Source organism: Streptomyces sp. NBC_01298 (assembly GCF_035978755.1).
Taxonomy (GTDB): domain Bacteria; phylum Actinomycetota; class Actinomycetes; order Streptomycetales; family Streptomycetaceae; genus Streptomyces.
The window spans coordinates 2,464,203-2,481,271 of record NZ_CP108414.1; the positions used below are offsets into that span (position 1 = coordinate 2,464,203).

Genomic DNA, 17,069 nt, shown 5'->3' on the forward strand with positions numbered 1-17,069 from the left:
GACGGACGGTTCGTTCAGACGACGGGCAGTACGTCGTCGGTGAAGATTCCGGTCTTCAGGAAGAAGCCGAGCGGCTTGCGGATGGCCTTGCGCTCGTACGGACGGCGGCCCTCGTCGGCGACCAGCGCATTGCGCAGGGCCAGCGGGTCGGCGATGCCGGCGTCGCGGTAGACGTGCGGGTTGTAAAGGGAGTTGACGCTGTAGACGACGTACCGCTTGAGGTACGCCTCCACCTCGGCGAGCCGCTGGGCAGAGACGGTGTCCTTCATCCGCTTGAACAGCAGGGAGACCAGCTCCCGCCCGAAGGCGATGTGCCGGGACTCGTCTTGGTGGTGGATGCGGTTGACCTCGCGGATGGTGTGACACAGGGACTCGTCCTGCGCCATCCGCATGTTGTAGTGGTCGACGAGCTCCTCGAAGAACAGGATCCGGGCGAAGACCAGGAAGTTGTCCACCTCCGGCTCCCACGCGGAGTCGGCGCGCATGGCGGTCGAGCCGTAGATCTTGTCGCCGTAGCGGCGGCAGAACTCGGCGAAGAACCACATGTGTTCGTTTTCTTCGCCGATGAAGTGGTGGAAGAAGTCGGAGGGGACTTCGAAGCCGGGCATGTGTATCCGGCCGACCACCTCGATGAGCAGCTCACGGATGCCGTGCACGTTGAGGCTGTAGAAGTTGATGCTCTCCCACTTGGAAAGGCGGTGAATGGTCTCCTCGCCGAGCTCCTCGTAGAAGGGCGTGCCGTAGACGGTGAGCAGCTCGGGGGTCATCCACAGCTGGCCCTCTTCGAGCTTCTCGGGCCAGTCGAACTGCTGGTAGGGGTTGTAGTACTCCTCGATGGAGCGCGAGCTCAGCCGTTCCAGGACTTCCAGGAAGCGATCAGTGACGGGCAGGGGGGCGGCGATGCCCATGGAGACTCCCTCGGTGTGTGGTGGGTTGCGGCGAGCGAAGGCTCAGGGCCGGACTTCGTAAACGGCGTTGACCGGGGTCTCGGTCGCGCGCCGCCAGCGGGTGAAGCCGGCCTCCTCCGCGATGGCGCGGAACGCCTTCTCGCCGGAGTGGTTGCCGAGAGCGTGAGGACCGCGCTGGGCGACGGCCACGGGCAGGCACATCACGGCCGACAGCGCCATGAACATGCGGGCGGCGGGCGTCTGCGTGTCGATGTCCGCGGGCGAGACGTTCGACTCGACGAGCATCCACGTCCCTTCTCCATCCAGGGACTTGTGTACGTGCTGCGCGGCGGCGACCGGGTCTCCCATGTCGTGCAGGGCGTTGAAGAAGGTGACCAGGTCGTAGCCGGAGCCGGGGTAGTCGTCGGCCGCGGCGACGTCGAAGACGACGCGGTCGGAGAGTCCGGCCTCCTCGGCAAGCTGCCGGGCGATGGAGATGGCTTCCTCGGAGTAGTCGAAGCCGTGCACGGTCGCCTGGGGGAACGCCTTCGCGATGAGCAGCGTGGTGTGCCCGACGCCGCACCCGACGTCGGCGACGGTGCCGCCGGCTGCCAGCTTGCTGGTGACCCCGTGCAGGGCGGGCAGCCAGTCGGGGACGAGCCGGTGCTCGTAGGTGGGCTGGAAGAAGCTGCCCATCCCGGTGTCCAGTGCCGGGTCGTGTTCCGCCCAGCCGACGCCGTCGCCGGAACGGTACGCGTCGACGAGCAGGTCCTCGGTGGCGTACAGCGCCTTGAGGGCGGTGAAGAAGCCCGCGGCGAACGTGACGGCTTTCGGGTCGGCCAGTACGGCCACGTGGTCGGCGGGGAGCGTGTACGTATCGGCGCTCGGGTGGCGCTCGACGTACCCGGCGCTCAGCTGTGCGTGCAGCCACTCCTCCGCGTACCGCTTGGCGATGCCGGTGCGCTCGGCGAGCCCGGCCGCGGTGAGGGGGCCGGCCTCGGCCAGCGCGCGGTACAGGCCGAGCCGTTCGCCGAGGGCGACGGTGAGCCCCCGTACGGCGGCTCCGGCATCGCTGATGACCCGTTGGTGGAACTCGTGCGTGCCGCTCATGCCGCCGCCGCCTCGGAGGTCGGAAGGTCACACGTGAACAGGAAGGAACGGGGAACGCCCGGAACGCTGCGAGCCGGAACCGGGTACGGCCAGCGGCCGAAGTCGGCGCCCGGTTCTCCCGGCTGTCGAACCTCGCGCACGTCCCAGCCGCAGTCGGCGAGGAGCTGCTCGGGGGTCTCAGTGCCGAACAGCCACGGGTTGCCGTCTTCCTTCAGGCACTTGAGGAAGGGGCGGGAGAGCGGGTTGTCCAGCGCGGCCCGGCTGATGACGTCTCCGAGCAGCACCGAGCCGGGCGCGGAGTGGGCGGCCAGCGTCGAGATCAGGTTGCGCACGGCGCCTTCCGGGAGGAAGAAGAGGAGCCCTTCGACCACCCACAACACCGGCTCGTCACTGCGCCAGCCGGCCTCCTTGAGCGGACCGGTCCAGTCCTGCGTGAGGTCCACCGGTACGGTGACGCGGGTGCGTCCGGCGGGGGCGGGTTCATCGGCGAGCATCTGCGCCTTCGCCTCCAGGAGCGCGGGGCGGTCCAGCTCGTAGACGGTCACGCCGTCGGGCCACGGGAGCCGGTAGAACCGGGTGTCCATGCCCGCGGCGAGGAACACGACCTGGCGGATGCCGTGTTCCTCGACGGCCCGGACGATCGCCCGGTCCAGGTAGGTGGTGCGGATGGCGAGGAACGGCACGGTGCCCGCCCCTGCGTAGCGCTCCAGAAGTTCGAAGCCGATCGTGTCGGCGACGGTGCGCGCGTAGGGATCGGCGAACAGCCGGTCCTCGCGGTCGGTCTCCAGGGCTCGCGCTGCGGCGGTCCACTGGGCGGTGCGGGATACGGCCTCCACAGGAGGTCTCCCTTCACATCGGGTGAGATGGGTACAAGCAGTTATGGAATCCGCAAGGGGCCCCGGTCCGGCGCGGTCAAGCCACGGATCGCACGCAGGCGACCGGGTCGTCTGCCGCGGACTTCGTCCCGGAGCGCGAGGCGTCGGGACCGGCGGGCCGGCGCTGGAAGATGCTGTGCAGGATCATGCTGAAGACGACCGCCCCGTCGCCGTCGACCAGCAGGCACTTGGGCTGCACGATGCCGGTGGTCGGGTTGAACGGTGACGGGCGGGACCCGAGGATCTCCACTCGGGCGGCGAGGACGTCTCCCGGGCGGACGGGGCGCACGTAGCGGATCTCGTCGACCCCCGGGGAGCCGGTGCACGCACTGTGGACCAGCAACCCGTCCACGTAGCGCCGCATGAACATCGAGGCGGTGTGCCAGCCGCTGGCGATCAGACCGCCGAACGGCGACCGGGCGGCGAGCTCCGGGTCCGTGTGGAAGGGCTGCGGATCGAAGCGCTTTCCGAACTCCAGCACCTCCTCGGCGGTGACGGTGATCGTGCCCAGCTCGTGGACATCACCGGTCCGGAAGTCCTCGAAGTAGCGCATCACGCGCCCCCCTTGACGTAGAGCAGTGTTTCCTTGGCGTGAACCAATCTACGAATCGTTCATTTATTTTGTCAAGCCAAAAGAAGCTTGGATAGAGCCTGTTCGATGTCCCTCCACAGGTCGTCGGGGTCCTCGATACCGACCGACATCCGCACCAGACCCGATCCGATACCGGCCGCCGCCAACGCCTCCTCACCCAGCTCTCGATGGGAGGTACTGGCCGGATGCGTCACCAGCGTCTCCACGCCACCCAGGGACAGCGCGAGCCGTGCCACCCGCACTCCCTCCACGAACACCCGCCCCGCCTCCCGGCCGCCGGCCAGTTCGAAGGAGAGCAACCCTCCCCCGCCGGAGAGCGCCTTACGGGCGGTGGCGTACGAGGGGTGGGCGGGGAGCCAGGGCCAGTGGACGGCCGTGACTGTGGGATGAGCAGCCAGCCGCGCAGACAGGACTTCGGCATTGGCGCAGTGCTCCCGCATCCGCAGGGGCAGCGTCGGGATCCCGCGCAGGGTCAGCCAGGCGGCGAACGGGTCGGCGCTAGCCCCGAGTTCGACTGTCCGCGGCCATATCTCCTGCCGCAGTCCGTCATCCGCGAAGATGGCCGCGCCCCCGAGGACGTCGGAGTGTCCGGCCAGATATTTGGTCGTGGAGTGGAGCACGATGTCGGCGCCGAGTTCGATGGGCCGGCACAGGACGGGCGACGCGAGGGAGTTGTCCACGGCGCTGACGACTCCCCGGCGCCGGGCCGCAGCCAGCAGCCCTGGCAGGTCAGGGACTTGGCCCGTCGGGTTCGCGATGGTCTCCAGCAGGAGCAGCCGGGTCCGGGGTCCTGCGGCCGCCTCGAACTCGGCCACCTCGTCACCGCTGATGTACGTGACGTCCACGCCGTAGCGGTCCGCCAGGTCAGTTAGGGCGGCGTATGTCCCTCCGTACAAACACCGCTGCGCGATCACGTGATCGCCGGGGCGTAGCAGCGCCAGCAGGACGCCACTGATGGCTCCCATGCCCGAGGCGAAGGCTATGGCCGAAGCCCCGCCCTCCAAGTCCGCGAGGGTGTGCTCCAGGGCGCGGACGGTGGGATTGCCGCGGCGGCTGTAGACGTACTGGCCGTCGGGGCTAGCCATGGCTTCGGCCAGCTCGCTCGCGGAGTCGAAGGCGAAGGCGGACGATTGCACCAGGGGTACGGAGAGCGGCCAACTGCCGTGCGGCAAAGGCCGATTGATCACATGCACGGCACGGGTTCGGATGTCTTTGTCTTCCATGGGGTCTCCTGTCTGATGGGCCGGTCCGTCCGGCCGTCTGCGTCAGGTACGGGGAGCAGACAAGGGGTCGCCCGATGTCCTGGGAGGACATCGGGCGACCCCTTGTCGAGTACGGACGAGCCCGTACGTCACACCCCGGCGGTCTCGCTTTGCGGCGCGGGGGCGGCTGCGGTCGCCGCAGCCTTGTCTCCCTTCATGACGAGAAGAGTGATCACGGCGCCAGCGGCCGCGATGGCGGCGGCACCGAGGAACGCGGCACTGAAGCCGTCGGTGAGGGCGGGCAGGTTGCCGAGCTCACCGGCCCCCTGCGTGGTGGCAAGAGCGGTCAGAGCGGCAAGGCCGAGGGCCGAGCCCACGTTGTACGTGGTGTTGACGATGCCCGAGGCCAGACCTGCCTGCTCCTGGGGAGCTCCGGACATGGCGGCGATCATCGCAGGGATGTAGGCGAGCGCCATGCCGAGCGCGGCGACGAGCGAGGCCGGGAGGACGTCGACCAGGAAGGTGCCAGTCGGCTCCACCGCCGACAGCCAGACCAGGCCTGCGGCGAGGGCCAAGAGGCCGGCGACGATCAGCGGCTTCGCACCGAACTTGCCCATGAGGCGTGCGGTAATCGCCGTCATGAAGATCATCAACAGGACGGTCATGGGGAGCAGGGCGGCGCCGGACGCGAATGCGCCGTAGTTGAGGACCTGCTGCAGATACAGGTTGAGGAAGTACCACATCGGGATCCACGCCGCACCGAGCAGCGTCATCGCGAGGTTGGCCGAGCCGAGACGCGGGACCCGCCAGACGCTGAGCGGCATGAGCGGCTCACGGATGGACTTCTGAATCACGAAGAAGGCGGCGAGCAGAACGGCCGCACCGATCAGCTCCAGGACGGTGGCGGTGGAGCCCCAGCCCACCTCGGGCGCCCGGACGACAGCGAACACGGCGAGCGCGAGACCCGCAGTGACGGCGACCGCACCCAGGACATCCACAGAACCGCGTCGGGACGCAACGTCCGGCAGCAGCTTGGTGGCGGCGAGGGTCGCGAGACCGATCGGGATGTAGATGATGAAAACCCACTGCCAACTCATCCACTCGGTGAAGACACCACCGAGGAATACACCCGCAGTACCGCCGGCGGGAGCAGCGGCGCCGTACAGCGCCATCGCCTTGCCGAGCTCCTTGGGGTCGTGCATGAAGAGCATCATCAGCAGGGTCATGGCGGCGGGTGCGATCAGCGCGCCGCCAATGCCCTGGACGGCACGGCCCACGATCTCGACCGTAGCTGTCTGCGCGGCGGCCGCGACGATCGAACCGACGATCATGGTCGCCCATCCGGCGGCGAAGATCTTGCGAGCTCCGACGAGGTCGGAGAGACGACCGCCGAGCAGGAGTAATCCGCCGAACACGATGACGTAGGCGTTGAAGACCCACTGCAGCTCGCCCTGCGAGAAGCCGAGGTCCTTCTGCATCTCGGGGAGTGCGACTCCGATGATGGAGGTGTCCATGATGACCATGAACTGCGCGGCGGCAAGCACGGCAAGTGCCCACCAGCGCCGGGGATTGACGGTTGACATTGCCCTGACCCTTCTCTGCATCATACCCCTAGGGGGTACCTTCGCGCAGCAACGTAGCATACCCATGGGGGGTATGTAAGAGCGAAGTGAGGGCGATTGCAGGGTGAGGGAATCGAACTCCGGCAGGTTGTGCCGCCTCCACTGCCACGCGGGCCCATGGCCGGTCCGATTGAAGGCGACGCGGGCGGAACGCGGACGGACGCCTGCAGCTGGTGCACTCCGCCCGCTGACGAACGGCACCGACCCAGGGAGCACCGCACCGTGCGGTGCTCCCCGCCGTATTGCACCTCAGCCAGTGAGTGCGGCCTGCCGGCCCGGTGCCCGCAGGTGCCCGCCGCGCTCCAGGGCCGCTACGGACCCCGCACAACCCGCGCCGGTCGCGGCCAGGACAACCCACGGCAGCCACGGCAGCCCGGTGTCGAACATTGCCCCCACCGCGAGGTTGCCCGCCGCGATGGCGATGCCGGAGGCGGTGTTGTAGGCGCCGTAGTAGGTGGCGACCAGCCGGTCCCCCGCAAGGCGTACGACCGTGTCCATCTCGAAGGGGTAGAGCAGGGCACCGCCCCACGCCAACAGTGCCGCGCACAGCGCAAGCCCAGCCACCCCCACCGCAAGGCCGACAGCCCCCTCATGCGGGCCGGGCAGCAGCGGCAGGAACGCCGCGCCCATGACGGCCAGCCCCCAGACGATCGCCCGGGGCCCGCTCAGGGTGCGCTTGGCCCAGGCCGTCAGCTTGAGCTGCCCGGACAGGGCTGCGAGGGCCGACACGGCGAACACGGCTCCCGTGACGAGGCCGGTCTGCGGGCCGAACAGTTCCCGGGCCCGTAGCGGCAGGGCCAGGTACACCTGGAAAGCCAGGACGTACGAGCCGGACATGGCCGCGGCGAACAGCAGGAACGGCCGGTTCGCGGCGATGGACCGCCAGTCCGCGAGCACCGCCCGCCACGCCGACTCCGCACTACGGTCGGACGGTGGACGGGTGGGCAGCGCCCGCGCCTGGAGCAGGGCCAAGGCGCCGAAGATGACCGCCGAGGCCGCACACACCGCCCTGAAGTCCCAGGCCAGCAACGCGAGCCCGGCCAGCGGGCCGATGAGGATGCCGGCCTGGTAAAAAATGTTGAACGCGGCGAACGCCTCCACCCGGCGCTCCTCACCGGCCTCGGCCGCCAGGTAAGCCCGCACCGCCGGGTTGAACAGGGCCCCGGCCAGCCCGGTGAGCGCCGAGGCGACGATCAGCGCGGGCAGCGACTGCACCATCCCCAGCAGTGCGAAGGCCACCGTGCGCAGGCCGCATCCGGCGAGGATCATCGGCTTGCAGCCGTAGCGGTCGGCGAGGGTTCCGCCGACCAGGAACATTCCCTGCTGGGACAGGTTCCGTACGCCGAGGACCAGGCCGACGGCCCAGGCGGCCAAACCGAGTCCGTGGGCGAGATGGTCGGCGAGGTAGGGCATCAGCATGTAGAAGCCCAGGTTGATGGCGAACTGGTTGGCCATCAACAACCGCACGCTCGGGTCGAAGGAGGCGACCTGCGCCCGCAGCGCCTTCACCGGGCGCCCGCGGTACGGATCGCGCGGGGTCCGGGCTTCCGGCCGAGCGGGTCGCGGACCTGAGTGGACCGGGTCCAGCCCGTCACCGTGCACGCATCCGGGGCCGCGATTTCCTCGGGCTCCGCCGCGGGCTCTGCGCCGAGAATGCCCTGTTCCGCGCACCAGGCGTCGTTGTAGACGGTCTCCAGGTAGCGGTGCGGTCCGTCGGGGAACACGGCTGCGATCCGGGTTCCGGGCGGCATGGTCCTTGCTGCCCATCCTGCGACGAGCGCGACCGCGCCCACGCTCCAGCCGCCCGAGGCGTAGTGCCTGCGGGCCAGGCGGCGGCAGGCCCATACCGCTTCGCCCGGGGCCACCCAGTGGACCTCGGCGAAGGCCTTGTAGTCGACGTTGGCGGGGTGAATGCTGGAGCCGAGCCCGCGCATCAGCCGCGGACCTGCGGGCTGGCCGAAGATCGCCGAGTTGATGGAGTCCACGCCGATCAGCCGAAGTCCGGGCGAGTGCTCCCGCAGTCCCGCCGCGATCCCGGCGGAGTGGCCGCCGGTGCCGACCGCCGTGACCAGGACATCGATCCGGCCCAGTTGCGCGATCAGCTCGGCGGCCAGCGGCCGGTAGGCGCCGACGTTGTCCGGGTTGCTGTACTGATCCGGGCAGTACGCGCCAGGAGCTGCGGTCAGGAGTTCGGCGACCCTCTCCCGGCGGGCCTCCTGCCAGCCGCCCGTCGGATGCGGAGTTTCGACCTGGTCGACGTACGCGCCGAGCGCCGTGAGCAGGCGGACCACGGCTGGCTCCATGCCCGGATCGGAGACGACGGTGACCGGATGACCGTAGGTCAGCCCGGCCAGCGTCAGCCCGAGACCAAGGGTTCCGCTGGAGGACTCGACGATGGGCGCACCAGGCAGCAGATCGCCGCGCAGGCGTGCTTGGCGGACCATGTGGAGCCCCGGGCGGTCTTTGATGCCGCCGGGATTCGCGCCTTCGAGCTTGGCGAAGAAGCCGCGGCCGGGCGGGGCGAAGGGCTCGTCGATCCACAGGACCGGGGTGTTGCCGACCAGCTGTGCGGGCCGGCGGGCGATAACGGGCACCGGAGCGTGAGCTGCCGGGGAGAGCGGACCGAAGTCTTCGAGCAGGGGAAGGCGGTTCATGTGCGTACGGCTCCTACACGCCGCCGGTGTACGGAGGCGCGGGGTAGGCAGGTCGAAAGGCGCGCGTGCACACCCCAGCCCTCCACACCCGGGACGATCACCGGTGGAGGTCAGGGGTGCGGGCGTGCTTCTACTGCCGCCAGACGCAGTTCAGCGCGAGATCGACCCCGCTGCCCGGCGGGCCGGCCTCACGTGAGGCCGCCCATCCGACCGCCAGGTCTGGACAGGGTTCATCGGGAATCGGGACGAGCACGACTGCGGCCACCGCAGGCATCGCCACGGCCTTCGCTCCGTCAGAGCGCGGCCTGTCCACAGCGTGATCGATATGCTTTTCCGAGCCGTGCTGATGCGCAGGACCCGAGGAGAACGCCGACAGGACCAGGCCCTGGCGAAGGTCATGCTGTGGACCGGCGGCCAGCACCGTGGTGTGCGGCCCCGCGAAAGCAGGGGTGTGTGCGCCCGCGGCCACATGCGCCGCGATCAGCAGAACGAGTGCGGGCAGAAGGACGTTGCGGGCCCGCCGCACTGCTTCCTGGGAAACCCGCCACCACCCGATCACATCCCTCAAAGTAGTCGAGCGACTGCAAGGCGTCACGTTTCTGCGGGTCGGATACCCCCGTACGTGGGTAGGTCCAGCACGGGCATTGCCTGTCCCGTGTAGCCGTCGGCGGCTTCGTGGACCGCCGGGCTCGGCCCTCCAGACGCGATGCGAGGGGGCTGCGGCGGGGCGGGCCCGCCGCAGCCCCCTCGCATCGGTGTCGGGTCAGTACGCGTGGCCGTCGCTGTGATCCGACTGCGGCGTCTTCGCGGTCGGCTTGGTGGCAGGCGTGACCCTCGCGCCGGGAGTGCTGCCCGTGGTGGGGGCATTGGTGGGGGCGTGGTCATCTGCGGCCGGCTGCTCCGCGGTGCCGTGGCTGTGCCCGCCGGCCGGAATGTCGTGCATCGAGGACGCGACCTGCCGTAGGCCGAGGAAGGCAAGGGCTGCGGCCACCATGACGGCCCGGCCGACGAGGCCGAAGATGCGCTGCCAGGGGTGTCGGCGGCTTCGATGACGTAGGCGATGGCGAGGAGGAGTCCGATGGGGGGCAAGGGCCGTTACCCGGTCGGGGAAGTCGTCGAAGTACTGAAGGCCGCAGCTGAGCATCCGATGCCGAACGAGAGCATCAGGGAGGCGCCGATGACCACCATCATCCGCGAAGGCCCGGGGCGCTCGCGGGTGAGGAGGAACTCGTTGACGACGGTGGCGGCGAGGAAGACCAGGACGCCGTAGAGGGCGATGCGGGCAGGGTCGAGCGGGTGGTGGACGACGGCGCCGCTGATCAGGCAAGCGCCGACGAAGTATCCGACGTAGCCGCGGTAGCGGGCGGCCAGTGAACGCTTGCGGGCCTGGTGTGAGCGTTGTTTGCGACGGGCGGCGCGTCCTTCGGCGGGCGCGGGCGGCCGGCTGTGGGTGGGCCGGGAGTCCAGGAGCTGGGGTGATGTCACGGGCATGTTCCTTCTGGTGGCATGCGTGGCTCATCGCGGGCGCGCGCCAGAGCAGGCGGCTGCTGGGCCAGGCGAAAGTGCAGGACTGATCGGGCAGAAATCCCGGGTCTACACCTGCTGCACCACGGAACGGCCGGTGCGGCGTTCAGCGCGGGCGGGTCAGTGTCCGGTGTTCGTGTGGCCCCCTTGGTGCACGGTGGTCCAGGTGCGGCCGCCGTCCTTGGATTCGTGGACGGCGTCGTTGCTGTCGGCGGCCAGGAGGTGGTCGGGGCCGGCCGCGGTCAGTACGGCACCCTGCACGCCGCCCGGGAGGCGGCCGCGTTCTTTCCAGGAGGTCCCGTCGCCACCGGAGAGGACCTTGCCGTCCGTGGTGAGGGCGATCAGCTGCCCGGGAGTCGGCAGCTCCACGGCGGCCAGGGCCGGTGCGCCGGGCACCGGCTGGAAGGTGGCGCCGCTGTCGGTGCTGTGCAGCAGCCCGTCGCGGCTGGTCGCCCATACCTCCTGTGGCGTCCCGGTGTGGGCGGCGAGGTCACCGGCCGGGATCTTCGCGCGCCGGTCCCACGTGGCGCCGGCGTCCTTGCTGGCCCAGACCTGTGAGGTCTGGCTGTCGAGGCCGTAGAGGATGGGGCCGGCCTGCTGGAGTGAGTGGAAGTCGGCTTTGCCTGCGGCGGAGACGGTGGTCCAGGTCTGTCCGGCGTCGGTGCTGCGGATCAGGCCCAGATGCGGTGAGGTCGCGGCGGGGTCGGTGGGTGAGGGGTGGCCGCTGGCGAGGAAGGTGCGCGGGCCGGTGACGGTGAAGCCCATCGTGTCCTGGTAGCGGTCGGCGATCCGTACGGCCCCGGTGGGGGTGAGGTGGAAGACGCCGAGGTGCCCGGCGGCGTAGAGGGTGCCGTCGGCCGGGTCGACGCCGAGACCGTGCAGGTGCCCGGTCCCCGGGTCAGGGTCGCTCGTGGCGCCGGCCTTGCCCTGTGCGGGCGTGGTGTCGGGACTCGAGCAGGCGGTCAGCAGCAGGGCGGCGGCCGTGAACGCGGCTATGCGGAAGCGGATGGTCATGGGTGAGGTCCAGAGCGCTTGAAGGGGAAGAAGGGCTGGCCTGCCCGGGTGCGGGCAGCCGTGGCCGGCTGCCCGCACCCGAGGGGTGCTGATGCGGCTCAGCTCTTGCCGAGGAGGGTGTTCATCCGGTCGATCTCCGCGCTCTGGGAGGTGATGATCTGACCGGCCATGTCCTTGGCGGGCTGGTAGGCGCCGTCGGCCTGCTCGGTCTTGGCCATGGTGACGGCGCCTTCGTGGTGCTTGACCATCATCGTCAGGAAGGCGGTGTCGAACGCCTTGCCCGAGGCAGCTTCCAGCTGCTTCATTTCCTCGTCGGTCATCATCCCGGACATGTCGTGCCCGCCGTGGCCGGCGTCCTCGGCCGGGACCTGCTCGCCCCAGGAGGTCAGCCAGCCGGAGAGGGTCTTGATCTCCGGGTCCTGGGCCTTCTTGATCTCGTCGGCCAGCTTCTTGACCTCGGCCGACTCGGCGCGCGTCGCGGCGAGGTCGGCCATCTCGACGGCCTGACGGTGGTGGGGGATCATCCCCTGCGCGAACGCGGTGTCGGCGGCGTTGTGGTCACCCTGCTGCGCGGGGGCGGAGGCGGACGGGGAGGCGGTGTTGTGCCCGTTGTGGGCCGAGCCGCTGTCATCGCCGTTGCCGCCGCAGGCGGCGAGGACGAGGGCGGCGGTGGCGGCCGCGGCCACGGCGGTGGCGCGGCGGATCAGGGAACGCTTGGTGCTCATGGTGCAACTCCTGTTGTGGGGCACGCGCGTCTGCGGGCGTGCGGAAGTAGGGCGGGCCGGGGGCTGGCCGGCTCTCTGGGGCCGGGCATGCCAGGACCGCCCTATATGCGCAGGAGTTGCAGTTCGCTCAGTGACGGCGGTGCCCGTCCGCAGGCGGTGGCGCCGGGGATGACCCCGTGCGCGAGGACCGCCTGGGCTTGCACGTGGCCGGGCAGGACCGCGGGCGCGGGCAGAACCGGGGCTCCGGCCGTGCCAGTGGCGGCGCACGTCGCATCGGCGTGCTCCGCGTGCCCGCTGCCTCCACTGCCTGCCGGATCGTCGGCATGGACGCACCCGGCGTTGCAGAGAGCCTCTGATGCGGCCGCCCGCTCGTGGCCCGCGGCCGACGCGTGGTGGGAAGTGGCCGCCGCGTGCGCGGCGGACGCCATGGGGGCGGGCCCCAGGCCGTGCATGGCCACCAGCCCCGCCAGTACGACCAGGACGAGGAGCAGGTAGCAGCGCAGCCCGAAGGGCTTCACCGCTCGCACCACCTGACCGTCCATGTCCGCATCGTAAGCGGCCCCCTCCGCAGGCGGCGAGGCGAGGGCCGGACGACTACCCATTGAGGAATACCCCTAGGGGGTATACCGTTCGGGCAATCGAAGTCATACCCCCCAGGGGTATGAGGGGAATCTGTCTTTGGGGAGCGGTCATGGAAGCCGTCAATCCGCGTCGCTGGTGGGCCTTCGGGGTGCTCGCCGCCGCACAGTTCATGGTGATCATGGACACGTCGATCATCGGCGTGGCGCTGCCGGAGATGCAGCGCGACCTGGGGTTCTCCCAGGGTGATCTGCAGTGGGTGTTCAACGCCTACGTCATCGCCTTCGGCGGACTGCTCCTGCTGGGTGGCCGCCTCTCCGACCTGCTGGGAGCCCGGAAGGTGTTCGTGGCCGGCTGGGGCGTCCTGATCGCCGGCTCCGTCGTGGCCGCCGCCGCGCAGAGCGCGTGGGCGGAGGTCGCAGGCCGGGCCGTGCAAGGGGTGGGCGGCGCACTGATCGCACCCGCCTCGATGACCCTGCTGATGATGCTCTTCGGCCACAACCCCAAGGAGCTGGGTAAGGCCCTGGCCCTGTACGGCGCCGCCGCTCCGGCCGGCGGCACCGCCGGCGTCTTCCTCGGCGGGGTGTTCACCGAGTGGGCCAGCTGGCCATGGGTGTTCATCATCTACATCCCGATCGGCATCGCCACCCTGCTCGCCACCGGCCTGCTGCCGGCCGTTGCCGCCCGCCGCGGCGGCGGGGTCGACGTCCTGGGCGCCGCGGCCGTCACCGCGGGGCTCGCGCTCACCGTCTTCACCGTGGTCCGCGCCCCCGAGACCGGTTGGGGGAGCGCGCAGACGGTCCTTCAGCTGATCGCAGGCGCGGCCCTGCTGGCCGTGTTCGTCCTCATCCAGCGGTCCGCGAAGTCGCCGCTGATGCCGCTCGGCATCTGGCGCACCCCCGGTCTCGGCGTCTCCAACCTGGCGATGGCCCTGCTGGGAGCCGCCTGGATCCCGATGTGGTACTTCCTCAACCTCTACCTCCAGCAGGTCCTCGGCTACGGCGCCTTCGCCTCCGGAGCCGCCCTGCTGCCGATGACCGGCCTGCTGATGCTCTTCATGACCACCGCCAGCGCCCGCCTGCTCAGCCGCTTCGACCCCAAGCCGCTCATCACCGGCGGCCTGCTGGTCCTGGCCGCGGGCCTGGTGTGGCTCTCGGCCGCCCGCCCCACCGGCAGCTTCCTCGTCGACGTCCTGCCCGCCTCGCTCGTGGCAGCCCTCGGTATGGCCCTCGCCTACATCCCGACCTTGATGGCGGCCATGTCCGCCGCCCCGCAGGAGCAGGCCGGCCTCGCGTCGGGCATCGTCAACACCACCTACCAGGTCGGCTCCGCCCTCGGCCTCGCTGCCCTGACCGCACTCGCCACCTCCCAGGGCGCGGGCGCACTCGGTGACCTGACCGCCCTCACCGACGGGTTCAGCGCAGCCTTCCTCGCCGCCGCCGGCCTCGCCGCCGCAGGCGCCCTGGCCACCGTGGGCCTCATGCGTGGCAAGCCGCAGAGCCCGCCAGTCGAAACCGCCACTACCGAGGGGCCCCACAGCGTCAGCACGCCGGCAAGTGACCAGAGGGAAAGCGAGGGGGCCCGCCGATATCCATCGGCGGGCCTTCCCGGCGCAGAGGCAGCAGCGGAGGCCCTGTGTCGCTTGTGCGTCCGTAGCCAATGGCCTCTCCACTTAGGCATGGACCGCTTCGTCGTCCCCCAGGCACTGCTGCACAAGCCCCGGCGCCTGTCCTCCGGCGACACCTCCGTACGCCCGTAGGCATGTCCCAGGGACTCCCCCGTTGACGCGACCGGAGGGTGCGGGCGTATCAGAGGCCCCAGATGCAGTGATCCCAATTACCTCTTGCGTATACCCCTAGGGGGTATATCGTTATGGTGTGAGCCCGCGGGGGCGGGGTCACACTGGACGGGATTGGGGATGACGGTCATGGATCACAGCGCACACCACACCAGCACCGCACACGACCACACCGCGCACCAGGCGCACGCCGGTCATGCCGGACACCAGATGGGCCCGGTCACCTGGGGTGCCGCCGCCAAAGCGACGCTGCACTGCCTGACCGGATGTGCGATCGGCGAGATCCTCGGCATGGTCATCGGTACCGCCCTGATGTGGGGCAACGTCCAGACGATGGTCCTGGCCATCACCCTCGCGTTCCTCTTCGGCTACTCCTTCACCCTGTTCGCAGTCCGTCGGGCCGGCCTCGACTGGAAGAGCGCCATCAAGGTCGCGCTGGCCGCCGACACCGTCTCGATCGCGGTGATGGAGCTCGTCGACAACGGCATCATCGCCCTGACGCCGGGAGCGATGGACGCCCACCTGTCGGACGCGCTGTTCTGGACGGCACTCCTGGGCGGCTTCGCCGTCGCCTTCGTGATCACGACGCCGGTCAACAAGTGGATGATCGGCCGCGGCAAAGGCCACGCCGTCGTCCACGCCTACCACTGACCACAGCCGTACGGCACGGCGCCCGGTCGCACCCTCACGGTGCGACCGGGCGCGTCCGTGGTCAGGGGCGTGAGCTGGAGATGTACCCGGGGCTTGAAGGCAGCCGTCCCTGTCCCGGAGGCCGGACGCGCACGGCGCCCTGCCCTCGTACCGCTCGGCCCCGCCCGGCTGCTCCGGTCACGCCCACCGCGAGTACTGAACCTCTCGGAAGCCACGGGACCGACCAGCAGGGTGCAGCCCACGCTGTGGGACGCCGCGCAGTCGCGTCCACCTCCGGTGCTATCTTCCTCCCAGTCCGGGTGGGACCCCTGTTGGCATTCCCGCTACCAAGCTCTTCGATGGTCATGAGGCGTGATTTCAGGCAAGGTCCGTCGCGACCGTCACTCGGGAGCCTTGCTGCGGGCAACGCTCGTCGCGGTGGTGCTTGCCCTCTTCGCGATGCACGTCCTGGCCTCACATCAGCCAGATCACAGCGGGCACGCCGCCGCGTTCCCGCTCATCGACGCAGGGGACAAGGCTCAGCACGCGCACTCGGACGTCGCCCCCGGGCATGTCACCAGAACACTGGCCAGCCCGGACGGTGAATCCCCCTGCGACCACGGCGGAGTCGGAGAGAGCTGTCTGGCGCTGCTGTGCATCGTGGCCGCCCTGTTCACATTCGCCATCAGGCGCGGGGTCTCCAACCGCGTCCTCCAGCGTTGGGCAGCACGCGCGCGCCCTTGGATCAGCCGCACCGGCGACCCGCCGTGCCTTCACCGACTTTCGATCCTGCGCTGCTGAGAGCTGCATCCGTGGCGCCGCACCACTGGTGCCGGCGCGGCTTTTGCCTGCTCTCACCTACCAAGATCCGAAAGGCGTTACCCGCATGACCACCGTTCTCGAGCCCGAGCGCCACCAGACTTCCCCCTCGGAACATCGCCGCCCCGCCTTCGACAAGAAGTCACTTCCGGCTCGCTACAGCGGCCAGATGCTCTACTTCCTGGGCGCCGCCCTCATCGCCGGCGCCGTCGTCCACTACCCGATCAATCCACCGCTGTACGCGATCATCTGCGGCGTCGGCGCCTTCGTATTCCTCCTCGGCACCATCGTCAACGAGTTCGTACTGGCCGACGAGCGTCCGGCGCTGCGCCAGGCCATCTCGCTGGTCGCCTTCTCCCTGCTGCTGTCCTTCGGTGTCGGCCTGGTCGGCGGCGGCATCCAGCACTTCGAGCAGTTCCCCGAGCGCAGCGCCTGGATGACCCCCGTCGGCCTGCTCATGTCGTACGTCGCGTTCGTCGCCAAGGACTCCAAGGGCCGCTGGCGGCACCTCGTCACCCCGTTCGCGGCCGGCGTCGTCGTCCTCGCGGCCCTCGCCTGGCTGGGCATGACCGCCCTCGCCGGCACCATCAGCTCCGGCGGCGGCCACGACCACGGCTCCACGACCGGAACCCCTGCAAAGCCGGACCAGGCTCCCGTCGAGCAGGCCCCTCCGGCCAAGGCACCCTCCGCGCCGGCAGAGGATGGCCATACGTCCCATAGCCACTGACCCCGGTCCGGCCGGCACCTCGTAGCCGAGCCGGGCACTGCAGGGACGAGCGGCGTGACGGCTGCACCCGGTCGGACGGGCAGATGCCCCCGGCCGCGCACGGTGATCGCCACACCGGAACGGTGCACGACCACGCCGTCGGCGAGGGCCACCATGGTCACGCGCCAGGAGGGGCGGTCTGGTCGGCGGCGGCGGCGAAGGCGATGCTGCACTGCCTGACCGCGCACCTCTCGCCGGACGTGCCCGGCGCACCCCAGGGGTGCGCCGGGCACTTTCGCGCTGGGGGAGCTTAGCTGGAGGTGTACCGGGGG

Annotated in this window: 18 protein-coding genes; 4 read left to right on the forward strand and 14 right to left on the reverse strand. The window is 70.0% G+C overall.

What is annotated here, in order from left to right; genetic code table 11:
- Positions 1-14: 14 nt before the first annotated feature.
- The 14 genes from OG730_RS11095 to OG730_RS11160 form a co-directional block, all read right to left on the reverse strand.
- The gene (locus tag OG730_RS11095; RefSeq protein WP_266903819.1) at positions 15-908 is read right to left on the reverse strand and encodes a diiron oxygenase; all 894 of its coding nucleotides are present in this window, start codon (positions 906-908) and stop codon (positions 15-17) included.
- 42 nt (positions 909-950) lie between these two features.
- Positions 951-1,997 carry a methyltransferase domain-containing protein gene (locus OG730_RS11100; RefSeq protein ID WP_266903820.1) on the reverse strand — a complete coding sequence of 349 codons (1,047 nt, stop codon included), beginning with the start codon at positions 1,995-1,997 and terminating at the stop codon, positions 951-953.
- The gene (locus OG730_RS11105) at positions 1,994-2,833 is read right to left on the reverse strand and encodes a class I SAM-dependent methyltransferase (protein WP_266903821.1); all 840 of its coding nucleotides are present in this window, start codon (positions 2,831-2,833) and stop codon (positions 1,994-1,996) included. Before OG730_RS11105 ends, OG730_RS11100 begins: the two co-directional genes overlap by 4 nt.
- A 76-nt stretch (positions 2,834-2,909) precedes the next feature.
- Entirely contained in the window at positions 2,910-3,425 is a 516-nt protein-coding gene (locus OG730_RS11110; RefSeq protein WP_266903822.1) for a MaoC family dehydratase, read from the reverse strand.
- 71 nt (positions 3,426-3,496) lie between these two features.
- Entirely contained in the window at positions 3,497-4,687 is a 1,191-nt protein-coding gene (locus OG730_RS11115) for a trans-sulfuration enzyme family protein (RefSeq protein ID WP_327304096.1), read from the reverse strand.
- 128 nt (positions 4,688-4,815) lie between these two features.
- Entirely contained in the window at positions 4,816-6,249 is a 1,434-nt protein-coding gene (locus OG730_RS11120; protein ID WP_266912619.1) for an MFS transporter, read from the reverse strand.
- 288 nt (positions 6,250-6,537) lie between these two features.
- Entirely contained in the window at positions 6,538-7,797 is a 1,260-nt protein-coding gene (locus OG730_RS11125; protein WP_327304097.1) for an MDR family MFS transporter, read from the reverse strand.
- The gene (locus tag OG730_RS11130) at positions 7,794-8,942 is read right to left on the reverse strand and encodes a PLP-dependent cysteine synthase family protein (protein WP_266903825.1); all 1,149 of its coding nucleotides are present in this window, start codon (positions 8,940-8,942) and stop codon (positions 7,794-7,796) included. The genes OG730_RS11125 and OG730_RS11130 overlap by 4 nt, the downstream gene beginning before the upstream one ends.
- 130 nt (positions 8,943-9,072) lie before the next feature.
- Positions 9,073-9,501, reverse strand: a complete 429-nt coding sequence (locus OG730_RS11135; RefSeq protein ID WP_327304098.1) for a hypothetical protein — start codon at positions 9,499-9,501, stop codon at positions 9,073-9,075.
- A 204-nt stretch (positions 9,502-9,705) separates the two neighbouring features.
- A complete protein-coding gene (locus OG730_RS11140) occupies positions 9,706-9,885 on the reverse strand; it encodes a hypothetical protein (protein ID WP_266903827.1) in 180 nt (59 codons plus the stop codon).
- A 152-nt stretch (positions 9,886-10,037) separates the two neighbouring features.
- Positions 10,038-10,427, reverse strand: coding sequence for a hypothetical protein (locus OG730_RS11145; RefSeq protein WP_327304099.1), 390 nt, complete (start codon positions 10,425-10,427; stop codon positions 10,038-10,040).
- 159 nt (positions 10,428-10,586) lie between these two features.
- The gene (locus tag OG730_RS11150; protein ID WP_327304100.1) at positions 10,587-11,480 is read right to left on the reverse strand and encodes a F510_1955 family glycosylhydrolase; all 894 of its coding nucleotides are present in this window, start codon (positions 11,478-11,480) and stop codon (positions 10,587-10,589) included.
- A gap of 98 nt (positions 11,481-11,578) precedes the next feature.
- Entirely contained in the window at positions 11,579-12,205 is a 627-nt protein-coding gene (locus tag OG730_RS11155; protein WP_327304101.1) for a DUF305 domain-containing protein, read from the reverse strand.
- Between the two features lie 101 nt (positions 12,206-12,306).
- Positions 12,307-12,747, reverse strand: a complete 441-nt coding sequence (locus OG730_RS11160) for a DUF6153 family protein (protein ID WP_327304102.1) — start codon at positions 12,745-12,747, stop codon at positions 12,307-12,309.
- 149 nt (positions 12,748-12,896) lie between these two features.
- Between OG730_RS11160 and OG730_RS11165 the strand changes: the two genes are divergently transcribed.
- The 4 genes from OG730_RS11165 (at position 12,897) to OG730_RS11180 (ending at position 16,758) form a co-directional block, all read left to right on the forward strand.
- Positions 12,897-14,543 (forward strand): MFS transporter, encoded by a 1,647-nt coding sequence (locus OG730_RS11165; RefSeq protein ID WP_327304103.1) that lies wholly within the window; start codon positions 12,897-12,899, stop codon positions 14,541-14,543.
- 168 nt (positions 14,544-14,711) lie between these two features.
- Positions 14,712-15,233: a DUF4396 domain-containing protein gene (locus tag OG730_RS11170; protein WP_327304104.1), complete on the forward strand. Its 522-nt coding sequence runs from the start codon at positions 14,712-14,714 to the stop codon at positions 15,231-15,233.
- Between the two features lie 351 nt (positions 15,234-15,584).
- Entirely contained in the window at positions 15,585-16,013 is a 429-nt protein-coding gene (locus tag OG730_RS11175) for a hypothetical protein (RefSeq protein WP_327304105.1), read from the forward strand.
- Positions 16,014-16,098: 85 nt separating this feature from the next.
- Positions 16,099-16,758 (forward strand): hypothetical protein, encoded by a 660-nt coding sequence (locus OG730_RS11180; RefSeq protein WP_327304106.1) that lies wholly within the window; start codon positions 16,099-16,101, stop codon positions 16,756-16,758.
- Positions 16,759-17,069 lie beyond the last annotated feature (311 nt).